Origin of the sequence: Falsihalocynthiibacter sp. CO-5D18 (genome assembly GCF_041205445.1) — a bacterium.
Taxonomy (GTDB): domain Bacteria; phylum Pseudomonadota; class Alphaproteobacteria; order Rhodobacterales; family Rhodobacteraceae; genus Falsihalocynthiibacter; species Falsihalocynthiibacter arcticus.
This window is the reverse complement of the sequence record NZ_JBGFCF010000003.1, coordinates 316,416-338,246: the sequence shown is the minus strand read 5'-3', so window position 1 is coordinate 338,246 and position 21,831 is coordinate 316,416. Positions and strand designations below refer to the sequence as shown.

Annotated in this window: 20 protein-coding genes and 1 tRNA gene; 10 read left to right on the top strand and 11 right to left on the bottom strand. The window is 53.6% G+C overall.

From position 1 onward, the window contains the following. Positions 1-309 precede the first annotated feature (309 nt). Positions 310-426, bottom strand: coding sequence for a transposase (locus AB9F27_RS06415; RefSeq protein WP_369757609.1), 117 nt, complete (start codon positions 424-426; stop codon positions 310-312). A 694-nt stretch (positions 427-1,120) separates the two neighbouring features. Here AB9F27_RS06415 and AB9F27_RS06410 point away from each other — a divergent pair. Next, the gene (locus tag AB9F27_RS06410) at positions 1,121-1,507 is read left to right on the top strand and encodes a methylglyoxal synthase (protein WP_039001438.1); all 387 of its coding nucleotides are present in this window, start codon (positions 1,121-1,123) and stop codon (positions 1,505-1,507) included. A gap of 15 nt (positions 1,508-1,522) precedes the next feature. Beyond that, on the top strand, positions 1,523-2,173 hold the full coding sequence (locus AB9F27_RS06405) for an aldolase (protein ID WP_335584138.1): 651 nt from the start codon (positions 1,523-1,525) through the stop codon (positions 2,171-2,173). Between the two features lie 72 nt (positions 2,174-2,245). On the opposite strand, the gene AB9F27_RS06400 is transcribed toward AB9F27_RS06405, so the two are convergent. From AB9F27_RS06400 to AB9F27_RS06385, 4 genes are all read right to left on the bottom strand, one after another. Beyond that, positions 2,246-3,532: a TRAP transporter large permease gene (locus tag AB9F27_RS06400; RefSeq protein ID WP_335584139.1), complete on the bottom strand. Its 1,287-nt coding sequence runs from the start codon at positions 3,530-3,532 to the stop codon at positions 2,246-2,248. Then, positions 3,532-4,062, bottom strand: a complete 531-nt coding sequence (locus tag AB9F27_RS06395) for a TRAP transporter small permease (RefSeq protein ID WP_039001441.1) — start codon at positions 4,060-4,062, stop codon at positions 3,532-3,534. Before AB9F27_RS06395 ends, AB9F27_RS06400 begins: the two co-directional genes overlap by 1 nt. A gap of 70 nt (positions 4,063-4,132) precedes the next feature. Further along, entirely contained in the window at positions 4,133-5,119 is a 987-nt protein-coding gene (locus AB9F27_RS06390) for a TRAP transporter substrate-binding protein (RefSeq protein WP_369757608.1), read from the bottom strand. 277 nt (positions 5,120-5,396) lie between these two features. After that, complete coding sequence (locus AB9F27_RS06385) at positions 5,397-6,902, bottom strand: aldehyde dehydrogenase (NADP(+)) (protein WP_335584141.1); 1,506 nt, start codon at positions 6,900-6,902, stop codon at positions 5,397-5,399. Between the two features lie 255 nt (positions 6,903-7,157). Between AB9F27_RS06385 and AB9F27_RS06380 the strand changes: the two genes are divergently transcribed. Further along, entirely contained in the window at positions 7,158-7,511 is a 354-nt protein-coding gene (locus tag AB9F27_RS06380) for a cupin domain-containing protein (RefSeq protein WP_335584142.1), read from the top strand. Here the strand turns inward: AB9F27_RS06380 and AB9F27_RS06375 are convergent. The 4 genes from AB9F27_RS06375 to AB9F27_RS06360 form a co-directional block, all read right to left on the bottom strand. Further along, a complete protein-coding gene (locus AB9F27_RS06375; protein WP_335584143.1) occupies positions 7,508-8,260 on the bottom strand; it encodes a FadR/GntR family transcriptional regulator in 753 nt (250 codons plus the stop codon). The genes AB9F27_RS06380 and AB9F27_RS06375 overlap by 4 nt on opposite strands. Next, entirely contained in the window at positions 8,236-8,952 is a 717-nt protein-coding gene (locus AB9F27_RS06370; RefSeq protein ID WP_039001445.1) for a ribonuclease activity regulator RraA, read from the bottom strand. The genes AB9F27_RS06375 and AB9F27_RS06370 overlap by 25 nt, the downstream gene beginning before the upstream one ends. Positions 8,953-10,183: 1,231 nt before the next feature. Next, a tRNA-Arg gene (locus tag AB9F27_RS06365) sits at positions 10,184-10,260 on the bottom strand. A 160-nt stretch (positions 10,261-10,420) separates the two neighbouring features. Further along, on the bottom strand, positions 10,421-10,732 hold the full coding sequence (locus AB9F27_RS06360) for an ETC complex I subunit (protein ID WP_039001989.1): 312 nt from the start codon (positions 10,730-10,732) through the stop codon (positions 10,421-10,423). A gap of 379 nt (positions 10,733-11,111) precedes the next feature. Here AB9F27_RS06360 and uvrB point away from each other — a divergent pair, with 379 nt between their 5' ends. Beyond that, positions 11,112-13,283, top strand: coding sequence for an excinuclease ABC subunit UvrB (gene uvrB, locus AB9F27_RS06355; RefSeq protein ID WP_335584144.1), 2,172 nt, complete (start codon positions 11,112-11,114; stop codon positions 13,281-13,283). A gap of 71 nt (positions 13,284-13,354) precedes the next feature. Then, on the top strand, positions 13,355-13,756 hold the full coding sequence (locus tag AB9F27_RS06350; protein WP_335584145.1) for a hypothetical protein: 402 nt from the start codon (positions 13,355-13,357) through the stop codon (positions 13,754-13,756). 2 nt (positions 13,757-13,758) lie between these two features. On the opposite strand, the gene AB9F27_RS06345 is transcribed toward AB9F27_RS06350, so the two are convergent. Then, entirely contained in the window at positions 13,759-14,076 is a 318-nt protein-coding gene (locus tag AB9F27_RS06345; RefSeq protein WP_039001987.1) for an antibiotic biosynthesis monooxygenase, read from the bottom strand. A gap of 91 nt (positions 14,077-14,167) precedes the next feature. After that, positions 14,168-16,462, bottom strand: coding sequence for a glycosyl hydrolase family 28-related protein (locus AB9F27_RS06340; protein WP_335584146.1), 2,295 nt, complete (start codon positions 16,460-16,462; stop codon positions 14,168-14,170). 262 nt (positions 16,463-16,724) lie between these two features. Here AB9F27_RS06340 and AB9F27_RS06335 point away from each other — a divergent pair, with 262 nt between their 5' ends. From AB9F27_RS06335 to AB9F27_RS06315, 5 genes are all read left to right on the top strand, one after another. Next, a complete protein-coding gene (locus AB9F27_RS06335) occupies positions 16,725-17,420 on the top strand; it encodes an endonuclease/exonuclease/phosphatase family protein (protein ID WP_335584147.1) in 696 nt (231 codons plus the stop codon). Positions 17,421-17,491: 71 nt separating this feature from the next. Further along, a complete protein-coding gene (locus tag AB9F27_RS06330) occupies positions 17,492-18,640 on the top strand; it encodes an ROK family transcriptional regulator (protein ID WP_335584148.1) in 1,149 nt (382 codons plus the stop codon). Next, positions 18,637-19,734 carry a Gfo/Idh/MocA family oxidoreductase gene (locus tag AB9F27_RS06325; RefSeq protein ID WP_335584149.1) on the top strand — a complete coding sequence of 366 codons (1,098 nt, stop codon included), beginning with the start codon at positions 18,637-18,639 and terminating at the stop codon, positions 19,732-19,734. The genes AB9F27_RS06330 and AB9F27_RS06325 overlap by 4 nt, the downstream gene beginning before the upstream one ends. Positions 19,735-19,747: 13 nt before the next feature. Next, positions 19,748-20,395 carry a ThuA domain-containing protein gene (locus AB9F27_RS06320; protein ID WP_335584150.1) on the top strand — a complete coding sequence of 216 codons (648 nt, stop codon included), beginning with the start codon at positions 19,748-19,750 and terminating at the stop codon, positions 20,393-20,395. Positions 20,396-20,504: 109 nt separating this feature from the next. Continuing rightward, positions 20,505-21,779: a 3-phosphoshikimate 1-carboxyvinyltransferase gene (locus AB9F27_RS06315; protein ID WP_335584151.1), complete on the top strand. Its 1,275-nt coding sequence runs from the start codon at positions 20,505-20,507 to the stop codon at positions 21,777-21,779. Positions 21,780-21,831: the final 52 nt, after the last annotated feature.

Here is a 21,831-nt window from a genome sequence, read left to right as displayed (position 1 = left end):
CCCTTCGGTTCATAGTACAAATTAGATCGCGTTAACGTCAGCAATGCGCATTGCCGACGCATGCTTAGTTTATGATCCTGGCTCACCATTTTTTGCCTCGCGTCCCGAGCAACTGGTCCGAGGCATCGGCCAAAAAATCCCGCTCCATCCATTGGCCGGCAGGGGTGTTTACACCCCGAGAGGCACAAGCTGACCGATCTTCGAATGCAATTTGTCGACTTCAGCCGCGCTCACCTGTTCCGGGGCAGCACCTCGGCGCGTAAAAGCCGTCGTCATGTTTTCTATCGCTGCACGCTTCCACGTGCCGATCTAGGTCGGGTGAACACCATACTTCTTGGGCAACTCCGCAAGCGTCATCTCCTCGCGGATTGCTTCAAGCGCGACCTTGGCTTTGAACTCTGGCGAATGGTTCTTTCGTTTTTTCATTCTGGATCACTTCTCTCATCGTGCGATCCACCTTAACAACTGGTCCGAAATTCCGCGACCACCTCTCTCTACGGTGGTGCCCGTTAATACCCCACAGCGCTTTGCTTGCATACACCCTAGTCCTAGAAGCCATGCCGTGCGGGCAAACCTATGCGTAATAAATGAAGAGGACACGGAAACCCAAAGTACACGCGATCTTCAGCCATCACTACAATGACGTCCATTAATCCTCCCAGCGCCCGCTGATTACAAACAGGCCTTACCGCTTGCCAGTGTGGACAGACCTCACCCAAAAGCGTTACAGTAACGTGTACCGGACAAGAACACACTCGGCGAACAACCATCTGAAAAAATTTGGATATTTCGCCTACAACACGGCTCCGTTAGGCTCCACCATAGTATTTTTAAAATTTGCTATCGTTAGATCTCTCTTTATTTTAGGGGTGCACAAAGCTTCGAACTGTTTTTGCGGCGGCGTTGAGAAAAATGCTTAACACCCAAAATTTTACCTCGGAACCAATACCCCGAACAATAACGGTTGGAGTGATCCAGAAAGCGAAGACGTTGTCTCGTAGCCTGTCCCCTCTCACACAGGGTGCGCACGCACAGGCGCTTCTTGAAAACACGCGATTTATTGACAGGGCGCGCTAGGGGTCTTACCCAAAGGCAACCGAATATTTTTCAGGAGCATAGGATGCCCGCCCACCAAAAATCTCTCGCCCTTGTGGCCCATGACGGCATGAAAGACGCGCTGATCGAATGGGCGCGCCCACGGGTAGCGGAGCTGTCTAAGCATCGCCTATTTGCCACAGGGACCACGGGGGGGCGGCTGCATACGGAACTGGGGCTGGACATCACTCTCCTCAAAAGCGGCCCTTTGGGGGGCGATGCGCAGCTTGGCGCCATGATCGCGGAGGAAAGGCTCGACGGGCTTGTGTTTTTTGTCGATCCTCTCTCGGCCCTACCCCACGATGTTGACGTGAAATCATTGCTGCGGCTTGCGATTCTGTATGACACGAACTTGGCTGTGAATAAAACGACCGCAGATGCGGTTCTGGCCCATTTTGATACTCCAAAATAACCCCACGAGGCAGACATGACACCAGAAACGCGCTTACGCGAAGATATTTGCACCATTGCCAAATCGCTTTTTGATCGTGGCTTAACCAGTGGGGCCAGTGGCAATATTTCCGCGCGCACCGAGGATGGCGGGCTTTTGGTTACGCCAACGGGGAGTTGTTTTGGCCGCCTTGATCCTGCGCGACTTTCGCGTTTTAATGCGCAATTGAGCCATATCGGCGGGGACAAGCCAACGAAGGAAATGGCCCTCCATGAGGCCTTCTATGACACACGCGGCGCGAAGGCGGGGGCGATCGTTCATTTGCACTCCTGCCACTCGGTGGCGCTTTCTACCCTGCCCGACACCGACCCTGACAACATGTTACCGCCCATCACGGCCTACGGGGTCATGCGCCTTGGGAAAGTGGCCCTACTGCCGTATTTCATGCCCGGTGATCCCGCGATGGGCGGTGCCATCCGTGGGCTCGCAGGCAAGCGCAGCGCCGTCGTTTTGGCCCATCACGGCCCTGTGGTCGCTGGCAAGGACCTTGAGGCCGCAGCCAACGCGATGGAAGAATTGGAAGAAACCGCCAAGCTCGCGTTACTGACACGCGGCATGACGCCAAATCTTCTGAGCGAGGCGCAAATTCAAGGGCTGGTGCGCGAATTCGGTGTTGAATGGGACTAGGGTGACCCACGCCTAAAAACGCCAACGGGCCGCAACCATTTCTGGTGCGACCCGTTTTTTAATGTTCGCGCGTCACTCCATCAAAGACGGGAGAAACAGCGAGAACGACGGCACATAGGTAATCAAAATCAACGCGGCCAAAATTGCGATATAAAACGGCCAGATCGTCTTTAGACATTCTTCGATTTTGATTTTACCCACGGCACATCCCACAAAGAGACAGGTGCCAACGGGCGGTGTGCAAAGGCCGAGACCCAAGTTCACCAGCATCATGATGCCAAATTGCGTAGGGTCCATTCCCAAGTCGCGGGCGATGGGCAAAAAGATCGGTGTGCAAATCAAAATCAACGCTGCCATATCCATGATCATGCCCAAAACAAGCAGGATAATGTTGATCATGATCAGAATGACGATTTTGTTGTCAGAGATCGCGAGCAATAAGTCACTAAGCTTCATCGGCACCTGATAGAGCGCCAGAAGATAGGCAAAGGCCGAGGCAAAACCGATGAGGATCATCACCATCGACGTAGTTTTAACCGTGCTCACAACCGAAGTTTTCAGGCCCGCATAACTCAGCGAGCGATAGATCAGCCCCGTCAAAACGAGGGCATAGATCGCGCCGAAAGCTCCAGATTCCGTAACGGTAAACACACCACCAAGAACACCACCGATAATGATAACTGCGGTAAACAGACCCGGGATCGCAACAGCCCCCGTGCGGGCAACTTCGCCCCAACCGGGGAAAGGTTCAGCGGGATATTTATGTTTGATCGCGATAACATAGGCGGCAATGGCCAAACACACGCACATCAGAATACCGGGAATAACACCGGCCAAAAAGAGCTTATCCACCGCAATTACCCCACCAGAAGCGACCGCGAGAATAATCATGTTGTGGCTGGGCGGGATAACGATACCCGCAATCGACGAGGTGACCGTCACGTTAACCGCATAGTCTGGGCGATAGCCGCGCTCTTTCATCACAGGGATAAGGATCGAACCCAGCGCCGAAATATCCGCAATCGCTGATCCCGAAATTCCTCCAAACAGCATGGAGGAAAAGATATTCACCGAGGCCAAACCGCCCCGCACGTGCCCAACAAGCGTAGAGGCAAAACGCACCAACCGGATCGCGATACCGCCGTGCATCATCACTTCGCCTGCAAGGACAAAGAACGGAATGGCAAGGAGGGGGAAGCTGGCGACGCCCGAAATCGTGCGCTGGAATGTGGTGACAAGGGGGAACCCTTCAAACCAAAACGCGCCCAATGCCGCCGCGCCCATGGCAAAAGCGACCGGCATGCCAATAATCACGCCCCCAAAAAATACGCCCAAAAGGATGAGCAAACCATATTCCATTATTCTAACCCCTCGGAGAGATAAGCTGCGCGTTTTTCGGGGTCACAAACCATGATCAAAAGACGCGATGCGGAAAAGAGAAAAACAAGCGCCCCACAGAAAACGGCGGAGCCTGTGCGTATCCCTTCGGGAACATTCAGCATGGGAAGCAATGTCGACCAGCCGAAAATCGTAAGTTTGACGCTATATATGAACATTGCCAAGCCAAGCCCCGCCACAATGAGATCGCTTAAGATAAGCAGAAAAACTTGAACTTTGGGCGGAGACATATCGCGAAACAGGGTGACGCCAAGGTGGCTTCTTGTGTGAATGCCCGCAGCGGCCCCAAGGAACGTAATATAACAAATCAACACAAGGGCCAGTTGCTCAACCCATGTCGGCGTGACGTTCAAAACATAGCGGCCAAAGACCAACCAGCCGAAGGTGAGAACCATCACAGTGACGGCAATCGCGCCTGTGACAATGCATATTTTACTGAGAGTGTTGTTGAAACGGATGAGGTTATCCGTCCATTTCCGCTGCTCGCTCATTTTCATCTCCCATAAAAAAAACGCGCCGACCTAGATGCAAGGGCGGCGCGACTCTTTGATATCGTGCAGATTAATCCGCAGCTTGGATCATCTCAACGAGACCCGCCATATCTGGGCTGGCAGCGAGGTACTGGTCGTAGACCGGAGCCATTGCGGCTTGAAACGCGGCTTTATCTTCGATTGTGTTCACAAGAACACCACCTGCGACAACTTTTTCCATCGAAGCCGCTTCACGGGCCTGCCACAATTCACGCTGTAGTTTCGCAGAATCCATCGCTGCTGCTTTTACAATGACTTGCTGCTCTGGCGTGAAGCCTTCCCAAGTTTTCAAGCTCATGCAAAGGCACTCAGGAATGATCAAGTGCTCGGACAACGAGTAGAATTTCGCAACTTGGAAGTGGTTTGTGGATTCGTAGGATGGTGGGTTGTTTTCCGCACCGTCGACAACGCCCGTTTTGATCGACTGATACACTTCAGCAAAGGCCATTGGTGTCGCGTTGCCGCCCAAAGATTCGATCATTCCAACGAACAAATCGTTGTTCATAACGCGAACTTTCATGCCTTCAACGTCCGCAGGAACGTTCACAGGCTGGATTGAGTTATAGAAAGAACGTGCGCCAGCGTCATAGAAGGCCAGAGCTTTGATACCTTTTTTCTGCATGCCCGCGTCGATAGCATCGCCAACAGCGCCGTCCATCAACTCATACATTTGAGGGATGGATTTAAAGATGAAGGGAAGCGAAACAACGTTTGCTTCTGGCACAGCTTGGCCCATCGGACCGAGGCTGAATACGCCGAAATCAAGCGCGCCAAGGCGAAGCTGCTCGATCGCATCCGGTTGGCTTCCGAGGACGCCGCCGTGGTAGACTTTGCCACTGACTTCGCCAGCCGTCGCTTCTGAAACTTCTGCGATAAAGGCTTCCATGCCATAGGACACAGGGTAGTCTTCGACGTGGATATTCCAGCCGCGCAGGTCTTTTGCCATTGTGCCAGTCGCACCAAAAGCCATTGCAACGCCTACGGCGCCTGCCCAAATTTTATTAATAGATGTCGTCATGAGGGATCCTCCCAAATCCTGATTTACATTAAAATTAACATATTTGTAAAAAGTTGTAAAAGCAACAGGACAAATATCTCACAACGTAATTTTAAGTCTTTTAAAAACAGGCATTTAAAATGTCACCAAACTTTAGTGCACAAAAACAATTGGAAAATTGCGCCAAGATGGGAGGCAGTAAGGCTCATTGGAATCGATTTGGAACTCTTTCAACGCGCGAATCAAAAAGGGCCCACAAGAATGCAGGCCCTTCGCGTTCAAATAGGAACGCTTTTTCTTAAGAGAAATCAGCCGGAAGAAGGCTAACCGGAATGTTTTGATAGCTTACAGGACGCAAGAAACGACGGATAGAAAGGGTTCCAACCGATGTCGCGCCAAAGTTCGTGGATGCAGGATAAGGTCCGCCGTGCACCATTGTGTCACAAACTTCTACGCCAGTCGGGAAGCCATTGGCCAAGACACGACCAGCTTTGCGCTCAAGGATCGGGAGCAACTGACGGGCCAATGGCGCATCTTCGTCATCCATGTGCAACGTACATGTGAGCTGCCCAACGAGGCTTTTCGCAACCGCGAGCATTTCGGCTTCATCTTTGGCAACGACAACAAGACCCAAGGGGCCAAAGACCTCTTCGCCAAGTTCTTCATTCGCGAGCCATTCGGACGCCGTGGTTTGGTACAGATAGGGCGTCGCGTTGCGCAAATCACATGTCGTGGTGAGCAGCGTTTGAACGCCTTGCGAGCCTGCAATACGGTCACGACCTGAATGATAGGCCGCTGCGATTCCGTCCGTCAGCATGGTTTGTGCGCCGACTTGCTTGAGGGCAACTTGCGCCGCGTGGACAAAAGCTGCGCCCTCGTCACCTTCCAAAACAACCGCGATTCCGGGGTTGGTACAGAACTGTCCTGCGCCCATCGTAAGGGAGGCAGCCCAGCCAGCGCCAAGCGTCGCGCCCTTGGTTTTCACTGCATGTGGCAGCATGAACATCGGGTTAACCGAGCCCAATTCCCCAAAGAACGGAATGGGTTCTGGACGCGCCGCACAAAGATCAAATAAGGCACGGCCACCACCAAGTGAGCCTGTAAAACCAACAGCTTTGATCAGTGGATGTTGAACACAGGCCTGACCAACAGCGCGATTTCCGCCCTGAATTTGGCTAAACACACCGGGGTGCACACCGCAAATTTCGATCGCCGCATGAATGGCTTGCGCCACAATATCCGACACACCGGGGTGGGCAGAGTGGCCTTTTACAACAACAGAACACCCAGCAGCGAGCGCCGCCGCCGTATCGCCACCAGCCGTGGAGAACGCGAGCGGGAAGTTGGAAGCGCCGAAAACAGAAACAGGTCCGATAGGACGTTGCATCATGCGAATCTCAGGACGAGGAAGCGGCTCGCGATCTGGAAGAGCCGCATCAAAACGGCGATCCAGATAATCGCCTTTTTCGATATGGTCTGCAAAGAGGCGAAGTTGCCCAACCGTGCGACCACGTTCGCCATTCAAGCGACCTTCGGGAAGGCCCGTTTCTTTGGTTCCCATTGCCGTAATTGCTTCGCCGCGTGCATCAATTTGATCCGCGATTTCGCGAAGGAACTTCGCACGGAACGCCCGTGTAGAGACGCCATATTCAACAAAGGCCTCTTCTGCGGCACGTGCGGCGCGATCAACCAATTCAGCCGATCCAACGGAAAACTTATCCGCAACGCCAGAAACAGGTGTGTTTTCAAAGACGCCTTCGCCTTCGACCCATTCTCCGGCAATAAGGTGTTTACCCATCAACATAATTCTCGCCCTCCTTGGCATAGTCTATTGCATTTCGCCGCGCAAATATCCGCACGGTGTTGGCACATCGGTACCAGATGAGAATTGCTAAACAAGCAGGAAGTCCACCTGTACCGAGAGTAGTGCGTTTGAATTTCACAGCGCGGCACGTTTGATTGCGGCTCAAACGCCGTGGTGTGTTGCGAAGACGCGTTGACACCATCCGCATGTGATTTTACAAATAAACATCAATTTTCCTCTAATCAAAGGCGCATCATGACGCAAAATATTAACGCCCCCTCCGACTGGATGATATCAGGACCGGGGGCCGAACGTCGTATTCTTTGCTATAACGATGACCTTATGATGGTTGAGTTCCGCTTTGCCAAAGAGGGCCTCGGTGCACTCCACAATCACCCCCACACTCAAACAACCGTTGTGGCTTCGGGGAAGTTCCAATTCACCCTTGAGGGGAAAACACACATTTTGGAAGCTGGCGACTCGCTTCTCATTCCGTCGCTAGCGATGCATGAATGCCTCTGCCTCGAAGGGGGTGTTTTGATGGATGCCTTCACGCCTTGTCGCGATGATTTCCTCGAAGCCCACGGCCTAACCAAAGTACCTTCCTAAGCGCCGTCAAAAACGCGTTTTCGCGCATTTTCAACATGCACTCGCATTGCTAAACGCGCAGCCTCGGCATCCGACACCTTAATCGCTTTCAGAATGGCCAAGTGCTCGCCCTGTACCAATTCAAGGCGCGAGGCGGGCATTGTCAGCGAGAGGTTGCGCGTAAGATTCATGCCCGTGAGGATATTCGCCTTCATGGAATTCCGTGCCGAGGTGAAATATTGATTGTCTGCTGCTTCACAAATTGCTGCATGAAAAGCCTCGTCGGCATCCACGCCAAGCTCGTTTGCCTGCACACATCGGTCAAGTTCGTCGTAGGCCGTTTGAAGTTTTTGCAAATCCCGATCAGTGCGCCGGTTGGCCGCAAGAAACGCGGCCTCCCCTTCGATGGCGGCCCGAAATTCGAAAGTTCTTTGGATATCCGCAATCGATCCGACGGGTGCAAAATCCAACACTGAGCCGTCGGGGCGGCGCTGAACGTAAGATCCCGACCCTTGCCGCGACACGATCAAACCGTCTTCGCGCAATTGCTTTAAAGCCTGCCGCAGAACTGGCCGACTCACCTCAAGACTCTCACTAAGAACATGTTCCGTCGGTAATTTAACCCCGACCGCGAACTCGCCTAAAACAATCATCGAGACAATGCGTTCGTAGGCACGATCCGAAAGGGTTCGATCCCTGACGGGACGTCCCGCAGTTCTAAATGCCGTATTACTGTCGATCTCTGCTATCGATTGTTCTTTTCTCGCCACGCTGAGTATAAGTCCTTTGTTGCCGGATCCGTCGGCGGATATAGTCCGAAGGTTGATGCGCCCGCCTGAACACGCTCAAGCACAAAATCCTCAAATGCAGTCATCTCTATTGCCTCGTTTGCGACCTCATGGGCAATATGCTTGGGCAGCACGACCACGCCCTCGTTATCCCCCACGAGAATATCTCCTGGGAACACCGAAACCCCACCGCAAGCAATTGGTTCGTTAATGCCAATTGCGTGATGCTTGGTCAAGTTCGTTGGAGCACTTGGCTGCTTGTGATAGGCAGGCATCGACATCCGCGATATCTCGGGGGCATCGCGAAATCCCCCGTCGGTCACAATGCCTGCACAACCAAGAACGCTTAGTCGAGTCGCCAATATGCCACCTGCGGAAGCGGCACTCGCGTCACCCCGCGAGTCGATCACGAATACCGCGCCTTCTGGGCATTCTTCGACTCCTTTGCGCTGTGGATTTTGGGGATCGGCGAAAGTTTCCAACCCGTCCAAGTCCTCACGCGCTGGAATATAGCGCAGCGTATAAGCGTATCCGACCATATTCGGACCCGGGTTCATACGATGAATATTTTGGATGTAAATATTTTTAAAGCCACGCTTAAACATAGCTGTTGTCAGAGTCGCCGTACTGACTTTCATCAATATTTCGTGGAGTTCAGCGTCAGTTTCTTTCATATCGTGCAGCCCTTTAAAATCTTGTGACGCAGATGCGCCTTCCCTAATTTGTAAATGCCTCTGTTATATTTGTCAAATATTTGTAAAGATAAAGGGTGAAGTTTCTATAAAACATCCCTTACGGGGTGAATTACAACTAAATAGGAAGTACTGCCCGCAATTTCGTACATTGAGGCCTGTAAAATTTGTAAAACCTGACACGGGCCATAAATCAGGTGGCAATGAAATGACGCCAGCGCACAAGATTTATCACAAATACAAAACGGGTCAGAAAGCCAAGCTATCAAATGTAAAGGGATCGCAAATACAATTGAAGCTCACGCCTCCCGACTTGAATGACGCTGAATTGCTTTCAATTGGGGAACCTCAAGTTTTGTATAAGGTCCAACTTTTGTTAGCGCGAGTACGCGATGTGAATAAGCCGTTGAATGGGGTTCGGGGAATTCAAAACCTGCCGCTTGTCCCTATCTCACATTCTATCAGGTGAGTTACTCAGAATTGAACCTGACCGCTCGCTATTCTCTGCTACGAAAGGGGTAAGGTTAACCTTGGGGAAACATCAACCAGATGCCTTGGCAGATTTCTTAGAGACCGGCGATTTTAGACGGCGAAAAATGAAATTTGATGAAAATGGCATATTGCAGATAGAACACTTTCCCAGCCGACAACGAGTGTCCGTAAATATCTCGAAAGCGCTTTTAGCGGATGCATTGCGCAAGATTCTGATCTCGGATGGCCGCAAATTAAAATCAACGTGGGTCAAAAATCCACCGTCTTCAACGTTCTAGGCCACCGGTATCCCTCCCTGTCCGCACGAACAAAATAGCAATAAATGGTCTTTCTAATCAGGGAGGAATGCCACGGAGTTGACGCATAAAATGTTCCATGATTGCTCTGACTTGAAAACGCTAGTCAGGAATAAGAGGCGCGACTAGGAAAGCGTTTACAAATCTAGGCGCAATCCAAACTCAGTAAAAACCATACTCAAAAATGGCAAGGCTACGGGGCTCGTCACCTCCGCGAAGACGTCGAATCTGTTTTTAGGCGACTGCTGACACGATCTGACGCCAGACCAAGCGTGCCAAAAAAGCGAAATGGAGCGATGCACATTGATGCAACCAGCTCGCGATAATGCACCTAAAGTCAAAATTCGATAAAAGGAGCAATAAACAAACTTCTTGATTGCGGCTTGTACGCTTATGTCCAATGGGTAGCAAATTAAATGGCTAAATGGTGATCCCATCAGGAATCGAACCTGAAACCCCCTGCTTAGAAGGCAGGTGCTCTATCCAGTTGAGCTATGGGACCACATTGTTCGGTGCGAGATGCACCTATTTGCTTTTCATAGCCTGACGGGCATGAATTTCAAGCGGAAAACCCCGCACTATGCGCAATTTTCAGTTTACACAGCCCATCTTTTTGGAAATGGAACGGCCCCACCATGTTCGAGGGCTCACGCCAGCGCGACTTAATGCGTCCAAGCGCCCCGACGATTCGTTGCGAAATTTTCGCCGTAGCCGCCTGCACGGATAACTGGCTTGCGTGTTTTTGGCTCTTGAACACTCGCCTCAATGCCATTGGCGCGCGCGTATTCTAGCGCCGCATCCTTGCTGTCGAACCGAAGCCGAACTTGGCTCTGCATATCATCGGAGCTTGTCCACCCCATCAATGGGTCTACGTCACGCGCGGAAGCTTGCGCAAACTCAAGAACCCAGACTTTAGATTTTCCCATGCCCGACTGCATGGCATTTCTGGTTGGCTGATAGATACGGGCGCGCATGGCGGTCTCCTGAAAAACTTGAAGTCTTATCGCAAGGAAACAGCCCGCATTGCAAGTATGAACGCACGTTAAGGTGCGCGACATCATGATAATTATCTTCTCTTGGGGGGGGGAAGTAGATTGTCGACCTAAACTGGGAGCGGGGTGGGTGGGGTGGGTGGGTGCGCTTAGATCGACAATCATTTCTGCTGCTTACTTGGTTAACCTACGCACCAGAATTACCCCAAGCAAGTAAAAAACTCGCTTAAGTTGCATTGCTTTGCATAAAATTCAACCTAAACACGTAACACATTATTAACAAATGCACGAAAATCCCCCTCCGCCCCCTTGAAGTGGAACAAAAAGTGATCAAATCTGTGGGCGAATAAGGAACTGATTCATGAACGTCCCACAGACCCCACAAAACCCAAACGGCCGCAAAAAACTCGAAGGCGGCAAGCGATTTGTGCTGAGTTCGGAATTCTCACCCGCAGGCGATCAGCCAACTGCCATTCGGGAGCTGGTTGACGGAATAAACTCCGGTGAGCAGAGCCAAGTCCTGCTGGGGGCCACGGGTACGGGCAAAACTTTTACGATGGCAAAGGTGATCGAGGCGACCCAACGCCCCGCCATCATTCTTGCGCCCAATAAAACCCTCGCAGCCCAGCTTTATGCTGAATTCAAAGGCTTTTTTCCCGACAACGCCGTCGAATATTTCGTTTCATTTTACGACTATTACCAGCCCGAAGCCTATGTTGCCCGCTCCGATACCTTCATCGAAAAAGAGAGCCAGATCAACGAACAGATCGACCGCATGCGCCACTCGGCGACACGCGCCCTCCTCGAACGCGATGACGTCATTATCGTGGCCTCCGTCTCCTGTATCTATGGCATCGGGAGCCCTGAAACCTATACCGAAATGACGCAGGATTTGGTCGCTGGCGAAACCTATGTCCAGCGCGAAATCATGGCCGGCTTCATTGCGCAACAATACAAACGCAACGACGCGGGATTCTCGCGCGGAACTTTTCGCGTGCGCGGCGACAGCCTCGAAATATGGCCAAGTCACCTCGAAGATCGCGGCTGGCGATTTTCCTTCTTTGGCGACGAACTTGAGGGAATCACCGAGTTCGACACGCTCACGGGTGAGCGTACAGATGTGCTCGAAAAGGTTCGCGTCTATGCGAATTCGCACTATGTGACCCCCCGCCCGACCCTGCTTCAGGCGATCAAATCAATCAAATCCGAACTCGCGATTCGTTTGAAACAATTCGAGAGCGAAGGCAAACTTCTCGAAGCCCAGCGCATCGAGCAACGCACGAAATTCGACCTTGAAATGATCGAGGCACAGGGGTTTTGCAACGGGATCGAAAACTATTCGCGCTATCTCACGGGCCGCGCCCCGGGCGAGCCGCCCCCCACCCTTTTTGAATATATCCCCGATAATGCCATCGTTTTTGCCGACGAGAGCCACGTTTCCGTGCCCCAAATCGGCGGCATGTATAAAGGCGACTTTCGTCGCAAAAGCACGCTGTCGGAACACGGTTTCCGCCTCCCCAGCTGTATGGACAACCGCCCCCTCAAATTCGAGGAATGGGACGCCATGCGCAGCCAATCGATCTTCGTTTCCGCGACCCCGTCAAAATGGGAAATGGAGCAAGCGGGCGGCGTCTTTGCCGAGCAAATCATCCGACCAACGGGGCTGCTCGACCCCATCATTGAAATCCGCCCTGTCACCACCCAAGTTGATGATCTTCTTGACGAAGTCCGCAAAGTAACCGCGGGGGGCTATCGCGTTTTGGTCACAACCTTGACCAAACGCATGGCCGAAGATCTAACGGAATACCTGCATGAACAGGGCATCAAAGTGCGCTATATGCACAGTGATATTGATACCCTTGAGCGCATCGAAATCCTCCGCGACCTGCGCCTAGGGGCCTTTGATGTACTGATCGGCATCAACCTTCTGCGCGAGGGTTTGGACATTCCGGAATGTGGCCTTGTCGCCATTCTCGACGCCGACAAAGAAGGCTTTTTGCGCAGCGAAACCTCGCTGATCCAAACCATTGGCCGTGCCGCGCGTAACGCCGAGGGCCGCGTCATCATGTATGCGGATCGTATCACCGGAAGCATGGAGCGCGCGATTGGCGAGACTGACAGGCGGCGCGACAAGCAAATCGCCCACAATCTGGCAAACGGCATCACCCCGACAACCATCAAGAAAAACGTCGAGGATGTTCTTTCGGGTCTCTACAAAGGCGACGTCGACATGAACCGCGTCACCGCCGTCATCGAAAAACCGTTGTTTGGAGCGAATCTATCCGCGCATCTCGACGGTTTGCGGGTGGATATGCGCAAAGCTGCCGAGAATTTGGAGTTCGAGGAAGCGGCGCGTTTGCGCGACGAGGTTCGGCGCTTGGAAGCGGTCGAACTTGCCGTTTCTAACGATCCCATGGCCCGCCAATCCGCGATTGAAGCGGCAAGCGAAACGGCAAACAACAAACGTGGTCGCAGCACGGCAGGCAAAAGCGGCACCCGCGCTTATCGCGGCAAATCCGAAGCTAAGTTCTAGAAAGGGAGGGCTTCTCTCGCGCGTTAAAACCGACTAACCTCGTTGAATATTTGGCCCGATTGGAGAAAGCCTTGCGTGTTCATCCCAGAAGCAATCACCTGAGATTGGCGGCAACGCTCGCGGGCTTAATGGTTTTGGTTGCCTGCGCCACGCCACAGCAACGTTGTATCAACGGCGCCACGCGCGAGTACCAAACGGTTGCAATTCTGGCGGAACAAACCGAGTTAAACATCGCGCGCGGCTATGCCATCGACATTTCCTATTTGCCCTACACGGTTTACGAAACCTGTTATTACGGGAATCGGCGCGCCTATGCCTGCCCACAAACCTACACTCGCACGGTAGAAACTCCGCAAACAATCGATGTCGCCGAACAAAAGCGCATTCTAGCCGATCTCAAGATCAAACTATCCTCCCTCCAAGATGCCTCCGCTGCATGGATTGCCCAATGCCAAGCACAGTATCCTGAATAGAGTTAAAAAACTGCTGACACCTCATACATAACGGGCTCGAAACTCTTGCAAAGGTCGCTAATCGCGCGATTACGAGCCCGCATTTCCTCCGTGCGCAGCATCGCTTGAAAATCCTCGCGCCGCGTCCATTGCGAGTAATTGGCAATCCGCGTTTGCGCATCATTCACATGCAACCCAGCCCCAATAAATCCGGGTTGTTTGCTGATAAAAACCTCATAGGCGTCGGTCAGTGCGTCGAGCAAATCCTGACAGGTACCCGGGGTCATTTCAAAAGTAGTGATGACCGTTTGAACGGGGGCGGCGACGGAAATAATTGGCATAAATGTCCTCCTCTCCTTTCAGCCTAGCTGATAGAAGAAAAAACGCCAAATTCAAAAAGGGGGCACGTTTCCGCACCCCCGCTTTTCTTTTTTACACGGGATTATCCATCCGCACCGTCAAATGAACGGTACCGCGACAGGCCTGCGACCACTTAACGCGAACCTCGTCCTGATCCGCGCCTTGCTTGAGGGCGCAGTACGGGAATTCCGTCACATGGGTGTTGGACGCGCGCAGAATTTTGCCATCCGGCACAAGGCCGACCATCGATTTGGTCATGCCCCCAAAGGGAAGATGCGACTCCGTCGAAACCACCCAACTCGCCGAATCCGAATTCTCCACGTGCTTAAAGGTCAGGGGATTATAAATCGGCTGGTTCACCAAATTAAAGGTGTTCCCCTGCACAATAACATTGCGCGCCGAATTCATATCAAGCCCTGCATAGGTTTCATCTACATGGTCAACACGGTCAATATTTCCGTTCAACGATCTGAAAACATTGCCAGAAACATTCAGCCCTGAGAGATAATGCCCCGCCCCGTAAGGCTTGATAACGATCCAATGGAACCACGGTGCAACGTCATTTACCGTGAAAATATTCCCCGTGATCGTCAGTCCACCAAAGGCAAATTCGTTGTTAAAATCGGGCGAGGAATCATGCTCATTTGTGATTTCGATAAAGTTGTTATCAACATAATTCCCAACCACCGTCGCCTTGGGGTTAGCAGTTGTGAACACCAGACCCGCCTTGCGAATACCGTCCGTTTCGCCATCGCCTTGGAACCAATGGTTGCCAGAAAATAGGTGCCCTGTGCCGTTCCAAACGCCAAAAGTACCAAATTTTACCGCGCGATTATCGCGAATTTTAGAGTCGTTGGAATTGACGTTGATGGCCACAGACGACCGGTCTTGTGATCGGGTGCTCTGTTCATTGGACAGGAATTGGCAGCGATCAATCAGCATCCCCTGACATCCCGTCCCCGGCGAGGTGATCCCGCGATTTTTCGGCTTAGTAATAAAGCAATCCCGCACTTGGAACGTCAATCCGTCCGGCGCCAGCAAAATCGCGCTCGCCGTCCCCGCGCATTGAAATTCAATATCCGACAGTACGAACTTGTCCAATCCCGAGAAGCCACTGAAATCAAGCACATATTTAAACCGCCTGAAGGTGTAGTTCTGGGTGCCCGCCGCCGCAAAAAGAGGCTGGCTCAACGTCAGCTTTTGCGCCCCGACATTCACCGCCTTTACATAGATTTCACGCCCCACACCCGCGCCCTGAACCAGCGATCCAACCTGAATATTCGCAATATTGGCGACACTTGTGAGCTCATTAGAATTACCCGTGGAATAAGAGGCAATGGACGTCACCACCACATCATTCCAATTCGGTCCAGAAACAACGTTGAACTGGCCATTTCTAATCACCCGCCGCACAGCAAAGGACGAAATATTGCTAACCACCGCCTGAACGTCGATCGGTTCCGTCAGTTCAATCCGGCGCCCCTGCATATCCAGCGACTCATGGTCGGTATAATTAAACAGAGCTTGAAGCGCCTTCTTAAACGCAAGGACTTCATCGCCGCCAAAGGCCGCGATATAGGCCCCAAGGTTATAGTTTTTCGTCAACGAAAGGCGTGCCTCTACGGGCATTGTCAGCGAGCCTTGAAATCTCACGCGATTTTGGAACGTCACGTTGCTCGGAAGGGAATACACCCCGTCCGAGATCAAAACCTCCCGCCCGTTTGCCGCCGCATCCGCCGCTTCAAACGCCGCGACATCATTGGTCACGCCATCGCCAATCGCCCCGTAATCCTTCACATCAACCCAATCCATCATTGTGCGATGAAACACGCTGGTGACGTCTTCGATTTTGATGTCGTCAATCCGCACGACGGCTCCGTTGGCCCCCGTCAGGTTCAGCCCGAAGTGGCCATATAACGGCGCCATGCCCCACGCCATATCAACGCCCGAACGTGCGCCCGTGCCGACAATCGCAGACACCTCAACGATACCGCCATAGGAGGTCAACGCTTTAGTCGGTCCTACTTCGACAACGCCCCCAACATGGGCATCCCCAGCACCACCGGCCCAACCCGCGATCTGAACCGAAGGCAAATTCCCGCTGATTGCCTTCACCCGCGCCGTGACGCGCAAATAACAGCCAGGCAGCATCGGCGTTTCACCCATCCAGCGAAGCTGTTGAGTCGTTTGCGTTTTCAACAATTCCAAACAGCCGCCAAAATCCTGATCCGCGGGCACATAGGCCGCATTTCCGGATCCCGCATATGTATCCGACCCCGCCGTCCCATTCTGAGAGGACCAAACATCCAACCCGTTTGCAAATGTCGGCGGCATAAAAACCAGCCCCTCTGTAATCGCTTTGTTCATCAATAACCCTTTCCACATTCACGGGATCCGCAGCCCCAAAACACCCCACTACAGCACCTTAAAAACGGTGGTGGTCTTGTTTTGAGAGCAAAAGGCACAAGGCCCAGACAGAGGTCATTCCTATCAAACCGGCCTTAAATCCCCCCTACAGCGCCGTACGCAGACTCGCTGAATTCGGAACGTTTCATGGGTGTTGACACCTTGTGCTTCGCCCCGTCATACGTCACCATTACGCCGACCTTTCAAAGACGAATGATTTAAAATGCGCATCGCCAGCTATAATATCCGCAAATCCGTCGGCCTTGACTGGAAGCGCGATCCCGACCGAATTCTCAAAGTTCTCCGTGAAATTTCCGCCGACATTGTTCTTTTGCAAGAGGTCGACAAACGAGTAGGTTCCCGACAAGGCACGCTCCCCTCGCCTGTTGATCCAGACAGAATTCAGTACGACTTCGTCGATATCGCCGAGCGCCCATTGAGTGTCGGCTGGCATGGCAATGCGATCCTCTACGGGCCAAGCGTCGAACTCCTTTCCTTTGAGCGCGTCCCCCTGCCCTCGTTTGAACCGCGCGGTGCGGTTTCCGCCCTTTTTCAAGCCAAAGGGTCCAAACCCTTCCGCGTCATCGGCGCGCACCTTGGCTTACAAACAACAATGCGCGCAAAACAAGCGGCCGCACTGACGGATTATATGGCGAGTATGCCCACGGGAACTCCCTGCGTTCTTGCTGGTGATTTCAACGAATGGCGCCTGCACGGTGCCGCCTGTCAGGTCTTTGAAAAACAGTTCGACGTCCTCACACCAGGGCCGAGTTTTCACACCGCCCGCCCCAAACTGCCCCTCGACCGTTTTGTCGTCTCGCGTGAGGTCGTTTCCTCCGAATGTCGCGTGTTCACATCCGACACAACCCGCAAGGCCTCCGACCACCTCCCGATCTATCTCGACACAGACAGCCTCTAATCTGCTGAAACTCTGCTTGAAAAATGCGCCAAAAATATTTATTCAGGACTCCAAACTAAATGGATTCCTGAATGGTTCTCAAGATCTCAGACCCCTTATTAATGCGCGAAATCAACAAGTTCAGCGTCCTTGAGACGATTCGAAAACACGAAGTTATTTCCCGCGTCGAAATCACCAATCTCACCCAACTCAGTCGTACAACCGTCTCCGCAATCACTGGCGGCCTCCTTGAAACGGGCCTCATCGAGGTCAGCCACACCGACGAAGCCTCCCGTGGCCGCCCGCGCGTAAACTTGGCCCTCGTTGCCGATGCGGCCTATGCTTTTGGTGCCGCATTGACGGAAAATGGCCTTACCCTCACCCTCGCCAACTTTCGCGGCGATGTCATCCTCACGGCCCATCACTCAAAGGATTTCTTGCACTTACCTCCCGACGCTCTCACTGATTTCATCGCCTCCCACCTCCTTGAGGCCTGCGCCGCCGCAAATATCGACAGCCGAAAAGTCAACGGCCTCTGCCTTGGCATTTCCGGCCTAATCGACCCCATTTCAGGAGCCTGCGCCCAGGGCGCCGATTTCGCAAAAATCACCCCACGCCTCTCCCAAGCCCTTCACGAGAAAACCGGCCTCGCCATCTTCCTCGAAAACCACGCCGAGCTTCTCGCCCTCAAGAAACAATGGTACGACCGCGCTGAAAAAAGCTGCGCCGTGGTTGTCCTCAATGACGTCGTTGAGATGTGCTTCCTCGCACCCGACTCTGCCCAAAACACCCCAAAACTCAGACCCGCCTTAGGCCACACAAAAATACGCGGCACAGCCCAAATTTGCGCCTGCGGCCAAACCGATTGCGCCCAAGCCTACCTCTCAAAATCCGCCCTAACAAAAGCATTCCCCGCGCAGCAAACGACGGGCGAAATTCTCTCAAACCTCGCGCCCTCCCAAGCAAAAACCCTCGCCGATATCCTTGGCCAATCCCTCGCCCATGTCGTGAACCTATTTAGCCCCGACACCTTGGTCGCCACCTGCGAGAGTGCGCCGTTCCTTGCCGAGTATGCCGAGGAAATCACCACAAGCATTCGCGCCAACGCGACCACAGATAATTTCCAAACCACAAAACTCGAATTCCTGCCCCTAGACCTGCAACATGTCGCGCTCGGGGCCACAGCGCTTGTGCTCAAGGAATTCTACAAAGCGCCATGGATCGCGCAGGAGGCACTATGAAAAACACCATCAAGGTCGGCGTTATCGGATGCGGAAACATCTCCGACGCCTATCTCAAAGCAGCACCCCAATTCCCCGTCCTGTCCATCGTGGCCTGCGCCGACATCAATATGGACGCAGCCTCCGCCAAGGCCGAAACCTATGGAATTCAATCCCTTACGGTCGACGATATGCTCGCCGACCCCGAAATTGAGCTGATCCTCAACCTCACAACCCCGCAACACCATGTGCCCGTGGGCCTCAAAATCCTTGAGGCAGGTAAACACGCCTACTCCGAAAAACCCCTCGCCATTAACGTCAATGAGGCCACCCAACTCGCAGACCTCGCCAAGCGCAAAAACCTCCGCGTGGGCTGCGCCCCCGACACCTTCCTTGGCGGCTCGCACCAAACCGCCCGCAAGGCCGTCGACGCAGGCACCATCGGCGCGGCCCTCGCGGGTTCCTGCTATATGATGTGCCCCGGCCACGAAGCATGGCACCCAAATCCTGACTTTTATTACAAAACCGGCGGCGGCCCCCTCATGGATATGGGCCCCTATTACATCACTGCCCTCATCAACATGATCGGCTCCATCGAGGCCGTCACCGGCGTCGCCAAAGCCTCCTACGCCAAACGCGAGATCGCCTCTGGCCCGCGCCAAGGCGAGGTTTTCAACGTCGATGTTGAAACCCATATTTCCGCCATCCTCAGCTTCACCTGCGGCGCCCAAGTTACCCTGACCACAAGTTTTGACGTCCAGAAACACGATCACAATCACATCGAACTCTACGGCTCCAAAGGCTCCATGATCGTCTCCGACCCCAATCATTTTGAGGGCGACATTCAGGTCAGCAAAGGCAAAGGCGACTGGGAAACCCTCCCCCAATCCCACCTATACGGCGACGGAAATTACCGCGTCATCGGCCTTGCGGACATGGCCCAAGCCATCCTTGACGGCCGCCCCCACCGCGCCAGCCTCGAACTCTCGATCCATGTCCTCGAAGCGATGGAATCCATCCTAAAATCCGCCGAAACGGGCCGCCGAATCTCCCTCAAACACCAATGTTCCCGCCCCGCCGCTCTCTCCGACCAATTGCCCTTTGGCCACCTCTAAAAAGGAAAATCTAATGTCCAAGAAAACTGCCCTCATCGTATGGGGTGGCTGGGAAGGCCACACCCCCGAAGCCAGCGCAAACGTCATGAAATCCACCCTCGAAGCCGCAGGTTTCGACGTCACCATGGATGCCTCAACCGAAGCCTTTGCCGACCCAAATTTGGGCCGTTTTGACCTCATCATGCCCGTCATCACCATGTCGACCATCGAGAAAGAAGAGCTCACTAATCTCCTCGCCGCCGTGCGCGCTGGGTCGGGCCTTGCGGGCTTCCACGGCACCATGTGCGACAGTTTCCGCAACGAACCAGACTATCAATTTATGACTGGTGGCCAATGGGTTGCCCATCCGGGCGATATCATCGACTACACCATCCAAATCGTCAAAACCGACGATCCGATCACAGCAGGTCTTAGCGATTTCGCCTACCATTCCGAGCAATATTACATGCACATCGACCCCTCGATTGAGGTCCTCGCAACCACCACATTCGACGGCAGCCGTTTTGACGAAATCGACGGTGTCACCATGCCCGTCGCTTGGAAACGCCGCTTCGGCAAGGGCCGCGTCTTCTATTCTGCCTTGGGCCACATCGCGGATGAATTTAACGTCCCTGAGATGAAAACCCTGATGGAACGCGGCGCCCTTTGGGCCGCACGCTAACCCTCAACATCTTTCCGAGGCTGAAACCTCCCAGCCTCGGAATCCCCTGTTGCGACACCGCGCACGCCTGCGTAAAACAGGCATGACCGCCAACAGCAAGGATCTCCAAATGACGCACCCCTCTACTGACACCAAGATCCTTTTGTCCGTCAACGACCAGACCCTCAAAGGCTCCGTCGCCGTCCCCGGTTCCAAATCCATCACCAACCGCGCCCTCTTGCTCGCCGCCCTCTCTGTGGGCGAAACCAAACTCACAGGCTGTTTAGTAAGCAAGGATTCCGAGCTTATGGCCCAAGCCCTGCGCGATTTCGGTGTCTCGGTCAGTGCCGTGAACCCCGTCGAAACCATCGTCAAAAGCACAGGCAAACTCGTCCCCCCAAAAGGCGAGATTTTCGTCGGCAACGCGGGCACAACCGCCCGTTTCCTCACCGCCGCTGCCTGTTTGGCCGATGGCACGACCGTCCTCAACGGCGACGAAGACATGCAGCGCCGCCCCATCCAGCCCCTCATTTCCGCCCTCAACGACCTTGGCTTCACCGCCTCAAGCGCCACGGGCTGCCCCCCCGTCACCCTCACCGGTGGCGCCAAAAACCTCGCCACCGATGTTGAAATCGACGCTGGCCTCTCCACCCAATATATCTCCGCCCTGATGATGATTGCACCCCGCCTTGAAAAAGGCCTCACAATCGCTCTCAAAAACGCCAATGGCCTCGACGGCGCAGGCTACCTCGATGTCACAACCCGCATCATGCAGGAATTTGGCGTCACCGTCGAAACCGACCCCGCGGGCAAATGGATCGTTCCCGCTGGCGACTATCGCGCGCCCGACTATGCGGTCGAACCCGACTACTCCGCCTGCACCTACCTTTGGGCTGCCGACGCGCTTTCCAAGGGCGAGGTCACAATCTCCAACACCAAAGAAGGCGAAACCGCCCAGCCCGATGCCAAAGCGCTCGACGTCATCCGCCAATTCCCCCACATGCCCGCCGTCGTGGACGGCTCTCAAATGCAAGACGCCGTCCCAACATTGGCTGTCTTGGCGGCCTTCAACGAAACACCGGTGCGCTTTATCGGATTGAAAAATCTACGCGTCAAAGAATGCGACCGCGTCGAAGCCCTCCGCGAAGGCCTCACCCGAATCAACGCCACTTTGGCCACCGTCGAGGGCGACGATCTTTTGGTAAACGGCGCACCCGACATCAAACCCGATGCCGCAACCACCGAAATCCGCACATTCAACGATCACCGCATCGCCATGTGCTTCGCCCTCGCGGCCATTCGGGTGGAGGGCATCATTATCCAAGACCCAAATTGCGTCGGAAAAACATTCCCCGACTATTGGGTCGAAATGGCACGCATCGGGATGGTTTCAACCGAAGTTTAAAAACTTTAAAGAATTTAAAAAGGGCGCCTTTTCGAGGCGCCCTTTTTTAAAC